The following is a 16,426-nucleotide window of genomic DNA, read 5'->3' as shown; positions in this document are numbered from 1 at the left end:
GCCGCACTTTCGAATCGATAGGGGCACGCGAGCTCATACCCAGGCGCAAATCAAGGCGAACCAACCGGGCGGATCGCCGCGGCGATCTCGCGGCTCACCGTTCCGAGCGCCGTGCTATATGCCGCCACCACCGCATCGAAGCCGCTGCCGTTGCAAGGCTCGCGGACCGTGCTTCGCCCGCTTAGCAGCGGCTTCTTGCCGGGTGGGAAGACCGACCACAATACGTCGACCGTCGCGGCATCGCCGAGCGCTGCCTCGAAGCGTTGGACATCGAGCTGGACCCGGTAGGCCGACGCCGGATCGCCACCCATCGGGTAAGTGGACACCATCGAACTGTTGAGCAACTGGGCCAGATCCGCGCGTATCACGCGAGGGATCTGACTTTTCAGAGGATCGGCCCAGCGGGCATATTCGTCGATATCCACCTTGTTGTCGCCGGTGCGAACCACGATCTGCGGCCGGTCGATGAGATCGGGCACCGTCACCACGCCGATCACCACCGTGATCGGCACTGCGGCGGGTGAATCGCTCGCCTGCGGCACCTGTGCACTCAACGTGTAGAAGTCCGACTTTGGCGATCCGGCGCAACCGCTCAGCGCGGCGAGCGCGAACGCCATAGCGATCGATAAGGACAGGCGCGTCATTTTTTATCCTCCAGCTTGCCCCGGATCAGCGCCTCTGGATGGCGTTCGAGATAGTCCGCCAGCGTGCGGAAAGCAGCCGCCGTGCGCGCCAGTTCCTTCATCGCATCGCCGGTGTTCTGCGATAGCGCGGAATCCGGTTGCAGCGCGTTGTTCGCCGAGTCGAGCGCGGACTTCGCGGCGGCCAGCGTCTGGGTGGCTTGCGGCGCGACCTCAGTGTCGAGCCGCTTGAGCAATGCATCCGCGTCGCGCAATGTCTTATGCGCGTCGTTGCCGATTGCTTCGAACGGGATCTTGTTCAGCTTGGCGATGAGCGTGGTCACCGAATCCTGCAACGATTGCAGTCCGCCGGCCACGGTCGGCATAGCTGGCGGGCTCGAACTCCAGTCCACCTTCGCTTTGGGTGCGTTCGGGAAGAAATCAAGCGCGACATAGAGTTGGCCGGTCAGCAGATTGCCGGTGCGCAATTGGGCCCGCAGGCCATGATCCACGAGTGCTTGCGCAAGTTGTTGCCGATCGGCATCGGTGGCCAGCCTGCCGCCAACAGCCCCCGACGCGAAGCGCGACGTGAAGCGCTCCGGAAACAGCTTGATGTCGACCGGAATGCTGAACTGCTTGGTGACCGGATCAAATCGCGTGTGAATCGCCTCCACCTCGCCCACCACGATGCCAAGGAAATCGACCGGCGCGCCAACCGTCAGGCCGCGTACCGACTCCTTGAAATTGAGCACGTAGTGATCCACGATGCGGTCGTGCCGTTTCATCGCCTCGGTCTTGTCGGAGAACAGCGAGAACTCAGTGCTTGCATCCGCCTCCGGTTGATCGGGCGTCTCGTCGGGCGACTGGAAAGCAAGACCGCCAATCAGAATGGCCACCAGCGATTCCGTATTGACTTTCACACCGGTCGCATCGAGCGAAACGTCGATCCCGCTCGCCTGCCAGAAGCGCGTATCGCTCTGCACGTACTTGTCGTACGGCGCGTTGACGAACACATGCATCGTTACGCCCCTGCCGTTGTCATCGAGCTTGTACGACGTGATCTGCCCGACTTGCAAGCGCCTGAAATAGATCGGCGAGCCGATATCGAGCGAGCCCATGTCGGTGCCCTTCAGGATGAATTCGCGCCCCGGCACGCCGCTCGCGAACACCGGCGGCGACTCGAGCCCGACGTAGTCGCGCCGCGCCTTGGTGGAGGTACCCACGTCCATGCCGATGAACGAACCGGATAGCAAGGTGCCGATGCCGGAGACCGTGCCGCCGGAGATCCGCGGACGGACGACCCAGAAGCGCGTGTCGTCCACCAGCAGGCCAGTGGCATCTTTCGAGAGTTCGGCGGTGGCGACCACACGCCGATGATCGCCCGACAAGGTCACGCTTTTGACCACGCCGATATCCACGTTCTTGAACTTGAGCTTGGTCTTACCCGCTTCGAGCCCTTCGCCAGTTTCGAAACTGATCGTGACGGTCGGACCCTGGTCGAGGATCGCCTTGACCGCGAGCCAGCCGCCGATCAGCACGGCGATCAGCGGCACCAGCCACACCACCTGCATACGCCAGCGCGAGCGCGGCGTCGCCACCGCTTCGGGCAGCTCCGGTGGCCTAGACATGGTGATCCTCCGTTTTATCCTCCGTTGCATCCCAGATCAGGCGCGGATCGAACGACATGGCCGCGAACATCGTCAGCACGACCACCGAGCCGAACGCAATCGCGGCCGGTCCCGCCTGGATCGTGGCGAGCGCGTTGAACTGCACGAGCGCGACCAGAATGGTGATGACATAGATATCGAGCATCGACCAGCGGCCCACCAGCTCAACCAGCCGGTAGATGCGGGTGCGCTGCTGCGTGAGCGTGACCGAGCGCCGCTGCGTGGAGATCACGAGGTACACGAGCGCAAGAATCTTGAGCATCGGCACAGCGACACTGGCGATAAAAACCACCACGGCGAGCGGCCACGAACCCGAGGTCCACAGATAGACGACGCCGCTCATGATCGTGTCCTTCTCACTGCCGAATAGCGAACTGGTGTTCATCACGGGCAGCGCATTCGCAGGGATATACAGCACCACGGCGGCAATCAGGAACGCCCAGGTGCGCGCAATACTGTTGGGTTTGCGCGCATGGAGATGGGCGCCGCAGCGCGGACAACTTGCGCCGTGCTCGTGCGCCGTCGATTTCACCAGCAGTCCGCAGCTATGGCAGCTCAGCAGCCCGCAACGCAGGGCTGTATGAGCCGACGCGGCGGCGGATGCCTCGGTGCGGGAGGCCGTGTCGTCGAAGCGGCCGAGGCGCTGCCACAGTGCGCGCGGGTCGAACGCGGAGGCGGCGGCCGCGAGCAGCAGCATCAGCACGCCGAACGACCACAACGCGACGCCCGGCACGACGCTCGCGATGTGCGCGAGTTTGACCAGCGCCACGAGCATGCCGAGAATCAGCACCTCGGTCATGCCCCACGGCTGCGCCAGATGCATCAGACGAAACACGAGATCGGCCCGATACGGCGCGCGCTTCAACCACAACGGCACCAGCAGATAGGCCATGCTCGCCATCTGCAGGAGCGGCATCAGGAAGGTCGTCGCGAGCACGAGGCCGGCGATCGGCCACATGCCGTCCTTGTAGAGCACGCGCACCGCGCCGAGCAGAGTCGTTTCGACGAGGTCGCCGTTGACGGCCAGACCGACGATCGGGTACAGATTGCTGATGACGAACAGCACGATGCAGGTCAGCGTAAAGGCGAGCGCGCGGTCGGTGCTGTCCGGATGCGCGCGATAGAGCTCCGCATGGCACCGGCAGCAACGCAGCGTGCCGTTGCCCGGCACCTCCGATTCACGCTGTAGCAGATCGCATTCGTGGCACGCGACGAGGGAAATCGGACCGTCCGGCGCGGACGCCGCAGTGGGCGTGTTTGTCACGACGGTCATTTCGGCTGCTCCGTGCCGGCTGGCGCCGGCGCCGGCGCCAGATTTGCCGGCTGGGTCGGCAACTGACTGGCGGCCTGATTGCTCGCCTGCGCGCCGGGCCCTTGCCCCATCACCCTGCCCGTCATGGCTTCCGCCTGCACGACCCAGCCGCCGCCCATCGCCTTGTAAAGACCGATCAGAGAATTGAATACGAGACCGTTGGTCTGCGTGTAGCTGAGCTGCGCGTTGAACAGACTGCGCTCGGCATCGAGTACCTCGATATAGCTCGTATAACCGCCCTCGAAGCGCAACCGGGCAAGCCGCGCATAAGTCCGCAATGCCTCCACCTGGCGCCCTTGAACGACCAGTTGTTCACGCGATTTCTGCACAGAGATCAGCGCGTCGTCGACTTCCTGGAACGCGGTCTGGATCGCCTGCTGATACTGGAACAACGCCTGTTGCTGCTGCGCTTGCGCCTGACTCACCTGGCCGCTGATGCTGCCCGCGGTGAAGATCGGCACGGTCAGCGAGCCGGCATACGACCAGATGCGCGCGGGTCCGGTGAAGAGCTTCGAGAATTGCCCGCTGGCAGTGCCGAACAGGCCTGTCAGCGAAATCTGCGGAAAATACAGCGCTCGCGCCGCACCGATCAACGCATTGGCGGCGACGAGGTTTTGCTCGGCCTGCAGCAGATCTGGACGGCGCTCGAGCAGATCGGACGGCAAACCGGCCGGCACGGCGGGCAGCGCGAGGTCGGTCAATTCCCGGCCACGCAGAATCGGGCCCGGGTTGCGCCCGAGCAGCACGGACAACGCATCTTCCTGCTGGGCGATCTGCGTTTCGAGTTGCGGAATCGTGGCGAGCGAGGCTTCGTATTCGGACTGGCTCTGCGCGAGTTCCATCTGCGAGACGTCGCCACCTGAAAAACGCGCCTGGAATACCTTGACGGATCCCGCGCGGCTCTCGGTCGTCGCCGTGGCGATGGTCAGTTGCTGGTCCAGATCGCGCAGATTGATGTAAGCGGTGGCCACCGAAGCGACCAGCGAAAGGATCGTCGCGCGGCGGCCCTCCTCGCTCGCCAGCAGGCTCGCGCGCGCCGATTCGGTCTCGCGCCGCACCCGTCCGAACAGATCGATTTCCCAGGCCGCCGTCAACGGCGCCTGAAACTGGTTGAACACCGGACTGACGCCGGCCGGCAGCGTGTTCAGGCCCGCCACGGAAGCATGCTGACGTGAGGCGTCGAAGCCCGCGCTGATTTGCGGAAACAGTGCCGAACGCGTCGTCACGAACTGGCCGAGAAACTGGTCGACGCGGGCAGCGGCGATCTTCACGTCCTTGTTGTCCGCGAGCGCGGCCAGAATCAGATCGTTCAGGACCGGGTCCTTGAACTGCTCCCACCAGGCCGCGTTGGCGACCTCGACGGTTTCACCGGCGTCGAAACGATAGTTCGCGGGCGTCTCCACGGTCGGGCGCACATAGTCAGGACCGAGCAGGCAGCCGCTTAGTCCCATCGCAAGCATCGAGGCGCAGACCACACGCAGCGGGAACGCAAGGCCTCGCATGTCAGTCGCCCTCACGTTGCGCAGACGGCGTAGTCGCGGGACCGCCGCCGGAACCCGCTGGCGGCGTAACAGGCCCCGTACCGCCCGGCGCGCTCGGGCCACCGCTCTCGCCCGGCTTTTTCTTCTTGCCGCTCCTTTCCGACATGGTTTCGAGCACATAGAAGAACATCGGGATGAAGAACACGGCGATCACCGTCGCGCCGAGCATGCCGCCAATCACACCAGTGCCGATCGAATGCCGGCTGTTGGCCGACGCGCCGAGCGCGACGGCCAGCGGCACGCAGCCGAGAATGAACGCGAGCGAGGTCATGACGATCGGCCGCAGACGCTCGGTGGCCGCCGTGACGGCCGCGTCGTACACCGACTCGCCCGATTCGCGATTGAGCACCGCGAACTCGAAGATCAGAATCGCGTTCTTGGCCGCCAGCGCGACCAGCATCGTCAAACCGATCTGGAAATAAACGTCGTTCTCGAGGCCGCGCAACAGGATCGCGAGCAGCGCGCCGAACAGCGCGAACGGCACGGCCATCAACACGCCAAACGGCAGGCTCCACTTCTCGTATTGCGCGGCGAGAATCAGGAACACCATCACGAGACCGAACGCAAACACCAGCCCCGAGGTACTGCCCGCTTGCCGCGCTTCGTACGCCTCACCGCTCCAGCCCACGCCATAACCAGGCGGCATCACCTCTCCGGCCACTTCCTCGAGGGTGCTGATGACTTGCCCCGAGCTGTAGCCAGGCGCGGCGTTAGCTGTGATCTTCACGGCCGGGAAGTTGTTGAAGCGTGTGACGAGATCCGGCCCGGTGACATACTTCGTCGTTATCACCGCCTTGAGCGGCACCATGCTGTTCGTCTTGCTGCGCACGTACAACTGGCTCAGATCCATCGGCGTCAAACGGTATGCAGGTTCGGCCTGCAAGATGACCTGCCACAGCCGGCTCGAACGGTTGAACTGCGAGACGTAGAGCGAGCCGAACATCGTCTGCATGGCGCTATACACCTCTTCGATCGGCACGCCGAGCGTTTCGGATTTATCGCGGTCCACGTCGGCCAGCAACTGCTGTGAGGACGCGTTGAACGTGGACGTCACACGCGACAGCTCCGGCCGCTTCTTCGCCTTCGCGACGAAATCGTCCACCACGCCAGCCAGCTGCGAGGTAGTCGCGTCGCCCTTGCTCTGAATCCACATCTCGGTGCCGCCCGTCGTGCCAAGTCCAGGAATCGACGGTGGATTGACCGGCAGGATGATCCCCTCCTTGATCTTCGAGAGATTCTCATAGGCGTCGATCAACACGGCACGGGCATTCTGGGTCTTGATGTTGGCGAACTTGTAGCGCTCGTCGAAACCCTTGAAACCGATGAAGAACGTGCTGGCGTTGTTCTTGTTCTGGCTGTCGAGCAGGCTATAGCCGTCGACGATCGTCACGCTGCTCACCGCCGGCTGCTTCATGAAGTAATCGGTGACGTGTCGCGACACGTCGCCGGTGCGATCGAGACTCGCCGCGTCCGGCATGATGATCGCGCCAAGCAGATAGCCCTGGTCCTCAGGCGGCAGGAAAGAGGTCGGAATCGAGCGCATCATCACCACCGCCAGCGCGATCATGCCGACAAACAGCAATAGCGCGATCGCGAAGCGCTTGATCACCAGCTTGACGACGGAGGTGTAGTGATCCGTCATCTTCGCGAAGTTTCTGTCGAACCACCTGAAGAAACCTTTCTTTTCATGGTGGCCCGGCTTGAGCAGCAGCGCCGCCAGCGCCGGCGACAGCGTCAACGCAACCAGCCCCGAGAGCACCACCGAGATCGCAATGGTGATCGCGAACTGCTTGTACAACTGCCCGGTGATGCCGGCGAGGAATGCCACCGGCACGAACACCGCGCACAGCACCAGCACGATCGCCACCACCGGGCCCGCCACTTCGTCCATGGCGCGCTTGGCGGCCTCCTTCGGATTGAGCTTGTGCACGGTCATGTTCCGCTCGACGTTCTCGATCACGACGATCGCGTCGTCCACCACGATGCCGATTGCGAGCACCATGCCGAACAGCGTCAGCATATTGATCGAGAAGCCGAGCGCGAGCATCCCCGCAAAAGTGCCCATGATCGACACCGGCACCGCGATCACCGGAATCAGCGTCGCACGCAGGCTTTGCAGGAACACGAACACCACGATCACGACGAGGATGAGGGCTTCGAAAAACGTATGCACGACGTCCGAAATGGACGCCCGCGTGAACTCCGTCGTGTCCATCGCGATGCTGTATTCGAGGCCTTCCGGAAAGCTCTTCTGCATCTCGGCAAGCGTCGCGCGTACCTGCTTCGACACGTCGAGCGCATTGGCGCCCGGCTGCTGGTACACCGCGATGACGGTAGCCGGCTTGCCCTGGTAGCGGCTGCGAATCGAGTAGTCTTTCTGCCCCAGCGCGGCGCGACCGATGTCCTTGAGCCGCACGATGGCGGCGTCGCCGTTCGCCGCCCGGATGATGATGTTGTCGAAGTCCGCGGGTTCGTTCAGACGGCCTGTGGTGGTGACAGCGAACGACTGCTCGACCGGCGCGCCGGTCGGCGACTGCCCGAGACGGCCCACGGCGAACTGCTGGTTCTGGTTGGCGACTGCCTTCTGCACGTCGCCCGCCGTGATGCCGAGCTGCGCCATGCGGTCGGGCTTCAGCCAGATACGCATGGCGTAATCCGGCGTGCCGAAGATAGCCGACTGATTCGCGCCGGGTATGCGCTTGAGCGCATCGAGCACGTAGATGTTCGCGTAGTTGGCGATGTAGGTCGCGTCGTAGCGATCGCTCGGCGAATAGATCGAGATCACCATCATGAACGCCGACGACTTCTTCTGCACCTGAATGCCTTGCGACTGTACCGAACTCGGCAATTGCGGCAGCGCGAGATTCACGCGGTTCTGCACATCCACCTGCGCGAGTTCCGGGTTGGTGCCGATCTGGAAGAACGCGTTGATCGTCAGGTTGCCGGTCGATGAACTCGACGAGTTCATGTAGATCATGTTGTCGGCGCCGTTCACCTGCTGCTCGATCGGTGCGGCCACGTTGTTGGCCACCACGTCGGCACTGGCGCCGGGGTAGGTGGCGGAGATCGTGATCTGCGGCGGCGTGACGTCCGGATACTGCGCGATCGGCAAATTCAGCATGGCCACCGCGCCGCCGAGCGTGATGACAATCGAAAGCACCGACGCGAAGATCGGGCGGTCGATACAGTAATGGGAGAGGTTCATCTCGCGGTCCCTTTACTGCGCGGCAGTGGTGGCAGTCGCGGCGGGCGGGGACTCCTTCGAACTGCTTTCACCGCCGGGCGGCGCGTTGAGCGCAGCGGGCGCGGCCGGCGCCGCGACGATTTTCAGCGGCGTATCGGCGGCCACGCGGATCGCGCCGTCGACCACCACCCGTTCGCCCGGTTTCAATCCATCGGTGATGAACCAGTCGTCGCCATGCCATTCACCCACTTCCACGACGCGTTGATGCGCCTTCGAGTCGTTGTCGACGACCCACACGAAGTGGCTCTTCGCGCCCTGCAAAACCGCGCGCTGCGGCACGAGGATCGCATTCGGGCGGGACGCGCCGGACACGCGCGCCTTCACGAACTGACCGGGGCGCAACGCGCCTTGCGCATTGGCAAACGACGCGCGCACGAGAAAGGTACCGGTCTCCGTGCTGAAGGCAGGATTCATGAAGTTGATATGGCCGTGGTTCGGAAACTCGCTGCCGTCGGCCATGATCAGCGTCACTTCGAAATCGTTATTGGCGGGAAAACGCAGGTGGCCTTTGTCGACCTCATCGCGGTACCTCAATAACTCGTTTTCTGAAATGCTGAAGTTGACCCACATCGGATCAAGCTGATAAATGTAGGTCAGCAGCCCTGACGCAGAAGCGGTCACGAAGCTGCCGTCCTGTTGCCTGGCGAAGCTCGACAAGCCGTTGAGCGGAGACTTGATCGTCGTATAGCTGAGGTTCAGTTGCGCCGTCTGCACCTGGCCTTGTGCAGCGATAACCGCGGCTTCGGCCTGCTTTTCGTTGCCGGTGGCGTCGTCGAGATCCTTCTGGCTCAGCGCGTTTTGTTTGGCGAGCGGAATCACACGCGCCAGATTGGCCTTCGTGACGGTCAGCCGCGCCTGCTGTTGCGCGAGCTGGCCTTTGGCGGTTTGCAGCGCCGCGTCGAAGGGCTTCGCGTCCATCAGAAACAGCGTCTGCCCCGTGTGAACCATTTGCCCTTCGGTATAGAGCCGCTTGTCCAGAAAGCCGTCTACACGCGCGCGAATTTCGACTTCGCGTGAACTCTGCGTTTGCGCGGTGAATTCGAAATCGACCGGCGTGTCGGCCGGCTTGACCGCCATCACGGTGACCTCGATCGGGCCCGCTGTCGGCAGCGTGGGCGCCTTATGGCACGCGGCGAGGCATAACGCGAGCGCGGCCAGTACCCAACGAGCACGTAGCGAGCGGGAGCGGGACAAGGAGATCGCGAAACTTGCAGATGTCATGGGGTCACCCGTTGCGGCTACGAGGCAATGCAGGCGCCGAACAGCACAAGCGTGTCTTCGTGGTTGACGAGCGTGACCGTCATCGTGCCTTCCGCCTTGTCGAGCGCAATCGTCCACGCGAAGCCCATCTCGGTACCTTGCATCAGGATCTGCTCGGGTCCGCTGTCCATGAAGCGGATCGCCGTGGTGCGCTCCGGCCCGACCACGGTTTTCTTCGCGAAGTCGATCCGCAGGAATTGCGGCGCGCCGAGCTCGGCGGGCAATGCGCGCAGACAGAGTTCGCCGGCATCGCAGTCGTGAGCGTCGATGGTTGCGCACAGCAGCGGCTTGCTGCCGTCGACCGGTGCGGCCGAGGCCGACAGGACGGTCAAGCCGGACCCGCCCGTCAGCGCCGCAACCGCAAGCGCGAGACGTATGCCTTTCCTGTTCATGGAAGTCTCTCTCCTGCTGCCCGCAAGTTTTACTGGACCGTGTAGCCGCGACCCGTCATGCAGGCCGCTACTGCGCGGTTGTAGGTGGCCAACGCCTGTTGGGTTTGCTGCTGGTTCGCCTGGGTTTGTTCCGCGGCATTCTGCTGACTGCGCCTTGATCGCATGCCGCCCGCCGCCGTGCCCGTAATCGCGCCGATGGCCGCGCCCTTGCCCGCATCGCCGGCCACCGCGCCGACGGCGGCGCCTAGCGCCGCGCCACCGGCCGCTCCCCTCAGCCGCTGGCCTTGCTGTTGCGGCGCACTGGGCTGGTTGGCGCCCTGTTGCGCCAGCGCGACCGGATCGACCCCGGTCGTCTGCGTCGACCATTGCCGACACTGACCGGTATCGTTCTGCTGCTGACTTGCGCTTTGGCCTTTGGCCGGATAGATGATGGGCTGCTGCGCGGATACGGAACACGCCAACGCCAGCGCAAGCACACCTGTCAACCGCCGCATGTTCCGTAGCATGGTGAGAGTCCCGTTCGATTGTCCGACCGTCAGCCGCCGACTCATTCAGGCATGCGAACGGCAGCGAGTCGGAGGCCGCCGGCGTCGACCTTTTCGGTGAATCAATTATTGGATTTCGCTTCGTGCGATGGCAATTGGCCTTTGGTCCCATAGCGTCTGATTGGACAGTGCAGGCCATTGCGATCGCATCAGTCTGGCGAGACACCATCGAGCGCGGCGCGCACGGTCCTGACAAACAACTCGTCGTTGAACGGCTTACGCAGATAAGCGACAGCACCGCCCAGGAGCGCGTGCTCGCGCACGCCAATCTCGTCGTGCGCGGTGATGAAGATGACCGGGATGTTTCTGCCCGACAGCCGTTGCTGGACTTCGAGCCCATTGAGCCCGGGCATCTGCACATCCAGAATGACGCAATCGGGCTGATAGGACGGCATCGACGCGAGGACGTCGAGAAACGCGTCACCGCTCGCGAAGCTTTCCGAGGCGATCCCGATGGAGCGCAGCAATCGCTTGATTGCCCGGCTCACCGATTCATCGTCATCGACGACGACCACGAATGGTTTGAGTTTTCCCATTGAGAGTAGTCCGGTGTCCGGGAGCGCACGGGTCAACGCACTCCCCCACACCACAGCCTACGAGGCCGAGAGGTTCTGGGATAGTGGACTTTGGTCCCGTGAGGACGCCACAAAGGGCCATGGGCGCGCCGAGGCGTGAGCGGACCGACGCGGGTCCGGCTCGCCATACGCTCGCTCGTGACGGACTGAGTTTGCCTCAGCCTGAGGCGTGAATTCTGCCGGCGTCACCGACACCGACCTTGTCCGCGATGCGGACCAGTTGGGCCAGTGACGTGACTTCCATCTTCGCCATCACACGCGCGCGATGAGCCTTGATGGTTTTCTCGACGGTGCCCAGTTCGCCAGCCACCTGCTTGTTCAGCCGGCCCGTCACCACGAGTGCCATGACTTCCCGTTCGCGTGGTGTGAGCTTGTTCAGACGGACACGGATCGCATCAAGTTCGCAGCGCATCGCATAGGCTTGCGCGACGCGTTCGAAAGCCGCTTCGATCGCGCGCAGCAGATCGAGATCGTTCACCGGTTTCGCGAGGAAATCGGTCGCGCCGGCCTTCATCGCGCCCACAGTCATTGCAATGTCGCCGTGACCCGTGATGAAAATAATCGGCAGCACGGCCTTGAGCTCGCGCTGCAAGGCAAGACCGTCGAGATCGGGCAACTGCACGTCGAGCACCAGACACGCTGGCGACGTCACCTCGCGCAACCTGTCGAGAAACGCGCGGGCGTTGGCGAACGCTTCGACACGATAGCCCACGGAGTGGATCAGACGCGTTAAAGCACGGCGCACGGAATCGTCGTCGTCGACGACGAAGACAAGCGAATCGGAGTCAGTCATGGCCTTCTATCGCGACTTATCCTCTTCCATTGCATTGCCGGCCGGCAATGCCACGTAGAAAGTCGCGCCTCGATCGTTGTTGTTTTCGGCCCATAGTCGCCCGCGGTGCATGTCGATGATGGAACGGCTGATCGACAAGCCCAACCCGAGCCCCTGGGGTTTGGATGTAAAGAACGGCCTAAAGATCTTGTCCAGCTTATCGGCTGTCAAGCCGTGGCCCCGATCGCGAACCGCGGCTAACACCATGCCGTTGTCTGCGGATTTGAGCGTAACCGACACTGCCCGGTCAACGGGCGGCACTTTGTCCATGGCATCGAATGCATTCAGCAGCAGGTTGAGCATCACCTGCTGCAGTTGAACCCTGTCTCCACGCACCAGCGGCAACGCATTGTCGATATCGAGCGTCACGCGCACCCCGCGCACGATCGCGTCGCTACGGACGAGCGCCACCACGTCGCGCACTACGCCCGCGAGATTCAGCGGAATGACATCGAGATCGCCCTTCTTGACTACCGCGCGAATGCGGCGAATCACTTCGCTCGCCCGATAATCGTCCTGGACGATATCGTTCAGAATCTCGCGCAATTCAGCCAGATCGATTGGATCGGCCGTCATGAATCGCTGGGCAGCCTGCACATTGCTGAGAATCGCCGTGAGCGGCTGGTTCAACTCGTGAGCGAGCGACGACGCGAGTTGTCCCATTGTCGATACCCGCGTGAGATGCGCGAGGTCTTCTCGTTGACGGCGCAATTCGTAGCGGTCAGTCCTGTCGATCACGAAGGCGAGCGTGACGTCTGCGCCGTCAAAGCGAAACGGATTCAGCTCGATTCCGACACGCAACTCGGTACCGTCCTTACGGCGTGCACAGAGATCGTCTGACGACACGCAGCGGCGCGATTGCGATATCGCGAAAGGCTCGGCCCAAAGCGGGACATGGCTCTCGATACCCAGTGCATGAACCAGTAGCTCGACTGGCTTGCCGACTAGTTCCTCGGGCTCATAACCAAATAAGCGGTGTGCCTGCGGATTGACCACTGCCATCAAGCCCCGCTCATCGAGCATCAGAATTCCAACCGGCAGTAACGTCAGCGCTTCACGAAGATAATGCTCGCCGCTGACGGGGGCGATAGCGGCGGCCGTGCGCGCCTCGTCCACGCAAGGCGGCGGGTGCATGGGTCTGGCGGAGGTCATATTGCGCAGCCGCTCGGTGAAACGGCGCCGCGTGCGTGACGCGGATTGCGCGCCGTCTGCCGCACTTGAGAAAACGGCGGCGTCGCGGCGATGTTCGCGGCTTGCATGATGCGACTGACGAGACATGGTTGACGATTCGCCTGGATCCGCGTTATTCGCCATTGCCAGAAGCGACGCGGCTGCCACAGATCCATCAATCCCCGCGCACTCGAGATTATTCGCGCGGACAGTTGGCGGTTTAAGCCTGGCGAAGCGTAGCGATATACCGCGCCGGAAAGTGCGCATCAGCAACCACAGAATGATCGCAGTTTGCAGAACGACGATAGCAGGCATGACGATACTCATGACCGAACTGCCTCTTAAGAGTCGGCACCGCGAGATAGGCGGCCAAAAGTTCGTGCTGGACGTCGGCGTGAACGTATGCCTCTGGAGGAGGTCTGTTATTAATGCCAGTCCTGGACCTGCTTATCGTCCCATCAGACCGTGCACAAATTCGCGAAGATACGTTTTCGGTGCGGGTTTCAGGTCAAATGACCGAAACCGGAAATAGTTACTGGAAGAGCTTTCAGCCAGTAAAATTTATCCTAGTACGAAAATGAGAACATGTAAACGAGATTGAAACATTTGTTTGGCATCTATTCTTGGCATGTTCCGAATAAGACTAATGTTCAATTTCCCGCATGCCGCGCTGACGATAAGCCGAATGACGAATAATTCGAGTTCAATGAATGTGGCTGACCCAAACCGCATGTCGGTCTCGCTATAGGCGCATCTTAGCCGCTCCTAAGCGGTTGCCGACACAACCATCCTCCGATTGCGGAAAATGCTCATGGTCATATTGCGCGAAACGAATTCTCGCGCGTTAGCGCCGTGGCCCCCCTTTCAATTACAGCCCTGATTGTCGGCGGTGCGATAGCAGGTCTTGCCACTCGGACTTTTATATACGCCTTTACCGTTTTTGGTCTTCGCCTCACCACCTTTGCTCGTCGTGGTCGTGGCGACGCCGTTCGCATTCCTTTGCGACTTCCATGCATTGCCGGTGTTCGGGTTATAGCCGCCGGCTGCCTGACCGTTGTTGCATTCGGTCACGCCCCGGGCATTGGTGACGCACTCCGCGAATACGCTCGAAGACAGCGTAATTCCTAACACTATGAGCAGCACTTTCATGGCGGTCTCCTAAGGCAGCAAGTAGCGACACGGCTGTACCCGCGACCTTCTTCAGATTAGCCCCATCCAGACTCGCACGCATTGGACCTTAGTCCTATTGTATGCAGCGGCATTTCCGTCGCTTGATAGAGCCGCTGCTGATGTGCTCGCGTTCGCGCACCTGGTATACCCTCGCTCTCCCAGCATCTCGACTGGCTTATCGGGTCGCTCATGGAAATGGACTTCACCGCCGTGCAGCCACGCTCGTTCCTGTCACGCCGCCGGAACCAGTCTTCGCGATGTGATGTTTATCCGCAGTTCAGTGTCGTTCTGCTGCTTGTCGTTTCGGTGACTTCGGCTCACGCGCAGGAGATGGAGCCGCGTGCCTATTCCGCCGTGCCGGTCGGAACCAATTTCGCGGTGTTCGACTATGCACGATCGAGTGGCGATGTTTCGTTCGATTCGTCACTGCCGATCACGAACGTACAGGCCCGCATCAACCTCTTTTCGCTCGGCTACTCGCATAGCTTCGGCATCGCCGGGCATACCGCGACCATGGCCGTGTCGGTTCCCTACGCAAGTGCAGATGTGAACGGCGATGTCGCACGTGTCGCCGAGCATCAGTACCGTTCAGGGATGGGCGATGTGCGCTTCAGGTTCTCGATGAACGTGCTGGGCGACCCCGCTGTCTCACCGGAAGAATTCTTGCGGCGCGCGCCCCGCACTAATCTTGGTGTCAGCCTGAGCGTGGTGGCGCCGAGCGGGCAATACGTACCGGCGCGTTTGATCAATATCGGGGCAAATCGTTGGTCGTTCAAGCCGGAAGTCGGACTGTCGCAGCCGTTCGGCAACTGGTTCATGGACGGCGCGGCAGGCGTCTGGCTCTTCACCGACAACAACGATTTCTTCGGCGGCCACCGGCGTAGCCAGAAACCGATGCCGACCTTCCAGTTGCATGGCGGCTACACCTGGCGCCCCGGATTGTGGCTTGCTGCGGACGTCACCTACTTCACCGGTGGACGGACGAGCGTGGATGGTGCCGAGGATCAGGACGTCCAGATCAGTGTGCGATATGGCGTCACGCTGTCGGTGCCGCTCACGAAGTCATGGTCCGCCAAACTGGCATGGTCGCGCGGACTGGAAACACGCGTGGGCGGCAATTTTCAGACTGTCTCGGTCGCGCTTCAATATAGGTGGTTTAACCGCTGATCGATGTCTGGCCATGCGGGATGTGCGACGAATGTGTGCCAGTGGCCAGCTTCATCGCCCGTATTCACTGCCCAAGAACGTTCAGCGCGGCGCGCATGGGCGCGAAAGAGAGTCTGACGATCCCGCCGAGCGGCGTATTCATTTCCAGGATCAGGAAGATCGCCCCGGATGTGGATAGCGCGCACATGACGAGCGCTGTCATGGTCGTGCCATTACGCGGCGCGAACAGACCGAAGGTGCCGAACAGGATCGCCAGCCACGACACGAGAATCACGAGAAGCGGCAGCGGAATCGTGCCGGCTTGCTGAAGCAGGGCGAGCCAGCGCGTCGCCAGCACATCGTCGACCAGTAGCAGCGCCCGCGCCTTCAATTCACGCTGCGCGTCGTCGCGCGGCGTGAGCCCTTCAACCCGGCGCTGGAAATCCTCTCCGCGCGCGACTGCTTCGGGACCACTTAGTTTGGCGATTTGCGCGGGATCGCCCGAGGACATGGTCGCGATGGACACTTCGGTAGTCCGTTTCAGCGCGCTGCGAATTTCCTGCGTTTCCGGACCGTAGTGCGCCAGCACGCGGTCGAGGCGAACGATTTCAGCCGCGCTATGGAGAAGCTCGTTGTTCATGGTGTCGAAGGAGCCCTTGGCCGACGAGATCAGCAGGCCGAGCACCAGTGCGGCCATCGTAGCGACGAGTCCGGTCGCGAGTTTGACGACACCGGTCGACTCATCGCTGAGATGGTGTCGCGGCAGAACGAGGCGCAGATGCGAGCCGAGCAGCGCACTGCCGACCACGCAAACGAACACGATCAAGGCGTCGACGAGATGATTCACCGTCCTGTCCTCCGACTTCGACGAGGGTCGTAGCGCTTCGACATCTTGCGCGCCGCATCGCAGCATGCAATTGGACCAAGGTCCAATTGCCCTCTTTCCCGAGCG

Annotated in this window: 14 protein-coding genes; 1 reads left to right on the top strand and 13 read right to left on the bottom strand. The window is 62.1% G+C overall.

Annotated elements, in window-relative coordinates:
* Positions 1–50: 50 nt before the first annotated feature.
* The 12 genes from PQR53_RS03735 to PQR53_RS03680 form a co-directional block, all read right to left on the bottom strand.
* Positions 51–644: a PqiC family protein gene (locus PQR53_RS03735; protein WP_408451243.1), complete on the bottom strand. Its 594-nt coding sequence runs from the start codon at positions 642–644 to the stop codon at positions 51–53.
* Positions 641–2,248: a PqiB family protein gene (locus PQR53_RS03730; RefSeq protein ID WP_408451242.1), complete on the bottom strand. Its 1,608-nt coding sequence runs from the start codon at positions 2,246–2,248 to the stop codon at positions 641–643. Before PQR53_RS03730 ends, PQR53_RS03735 begins: the two co-directional genes overlap by 4 nt.
* The gene (locus PQR53_RS03725) at positions 2,241–3,560 is read right to left on the bottom strand and encodes a paraquat-inducible protein A (protein ID WP_408451241.1); all 1,320 of its coding nucleotides are present in this window, start codon (positions 3,558–3,560) and stop codon (positions 2,241–2,243) included. Before PQR53_RS03725 ends, PQR53_RS03730 begins: the two co-directional genes overlap by 8 nt.
* On the bottom strand, positions 3,557–5,101 hold the full coding sequence (locus tag PQR53_RS03720; RefSeq protein ID WP_408451240.1) for an efflux transporter outer membrane subunit: 1,545 nt from the start codon (positions 5,099–5,101) through the stop codon (positions 3,557–3,559). Before PQR53_RS03720 ends, PQR53_RS03725 begins: the two co-directional genes overlap by 4 nt.
* 1 nt (position 5,102) lies before the next feature.
* Positions 5,103–8,345, bottom strand: coding sequence for an efflux RND transporter permease subunit (locus PQR53_RS03715; protein ID WP_408451239.1), 3,243 nt, complete (start codon positions 8,343–8,345; stop codon positions 5,103–5,105).
* Positions 8,346–8,357: 12 nt separating this feature from the next.
* Positions 8,358–9,605 carry an efflux RND transporter periplasmic adaptor subunit gene (locus PQR53_RS03710; protein ID WP_408451238.1) on the bottom strand — a complete coding sequence of 416 codons (1,248 nt, stop codon included), beginning with the start codon at positions 9,603–9,605 and terminating at the stop codon, positions 8,358–8,360.
* 17 nt (positions 9,606–9,622) lie between these two features.
* Entirely contained in the window at positions 9,623–10,036 is a 414-nt protein-coding gene (locus PQR53_RS03705) for a hypothetical protein (RefSeq protein ID WP_408451237.1), read from the bottom strand.
* Positions 10,037–10,065: 29 nt separating this feature from the next.
* The gene (locus tag PQR53_RS03700; protein ID WP_408451236.1) at positions 10,066–10,542 is read right to left on the bottom strand and encodes a YMGG-like glycine zipper-containing protein; all 477 of its coding nucleotides are present in this window, start codon (positions 10,540–10,542) and stop codon (positions 10,066–10,068) included.
* 188 nt (positions 10,543–10,730) lie between these two features.
* On the bottom strand, positions 10,731–11,117 hold the full coding sequence (locus tag PQR53_RS03695) for a response regulator transcription factor (protein ID WP_408451235.1): 387 nt from the start codon (positions 11,115–11,117) through the stop codon (positions 10,731–10,733).
* A gap of 196 nt (positions 11,118–11,313) precedes the next feature.
* Positions 11,314–11,949 (bottom strand): response regulator transcription factor, encoded by a 636-nt coding sequence (locus PQR53_RS03690; RefSeq protein WP_408451234.1) that lies wholly within the window; start codon positions 11,947–11,949, stop codon positions 11,314–11,316.
* Positions 11,950–11,955: 6 nt separating this feature from the next.
* Complete coding sequence (locus PQR53_RS03685) at positions 11,956–13,266, bottom strand: PAS domain-containing sensor histidine kinase (protein ID WP_408451233.1); 1,311 nt, start codon at positions 13,264–13,266, stop codon at positions 11,956–11,958.
* A gap of 756 nt (positions 13,267–14,022) precedes the next feature.
* Complete coding sequence (locus PQR53_RS03680) at positions 14,023–14,307, bottom strand: hypothetical protein (protein ID WP_408451232.1); 285 nt, start codon at positions 14,305–14,307, stop codon at positions 14,023–14,025.
* 210 nt (positions 14,308–14,517) lie between these two features.
* Between PQR53_RS03680 and PQR53_RS03675 the strand changes: the two genes are divergently transcribed.
* Positions 14,518–15,495 (top strand): transporter, encoded by a 978-nt coding sequence (locus PQR53_RS03675; RefSeq protein WP_408451231.1) that lies wholly within the window; start codon positions 14,518–14,520, stop codon positions 15,493–15,495.
* 64 nt (positions 15,496–15,559) lie between these two features.
* On the opposite strand, the gene PQR53_RS03670 is transcribed toward PQR53_RS03675, so the two are convergent.
* On the bottom strand, positions 15,560–16,321 hold the full coding sequence (locus PQR53_RS03670) for a bestrophin-like domain (protein WP_408451230.1): 762 nt from the start codon (positions 16,319–16,321) through the stop codon (positions 15,560–15,562).
* Between the last annotated feature and the right edge of the window lie 105 nt (positions 16,322–16,426).

Source organism: Paraburkholderia fungorum, assembly GCF_046027605.1.
Taxonomy (GTDB): Bacteria; Pseudomonadota; Gammaproteobacteria; order Burkholderiales; family Burkholderiaceae; genus Paraburkholderia; species Paraburkholderia fungorum_F.
Note: the sequence above shows the minus strand (reverse complement) of the source record. Positions and strands in the feature narration are given on the sequence as shown.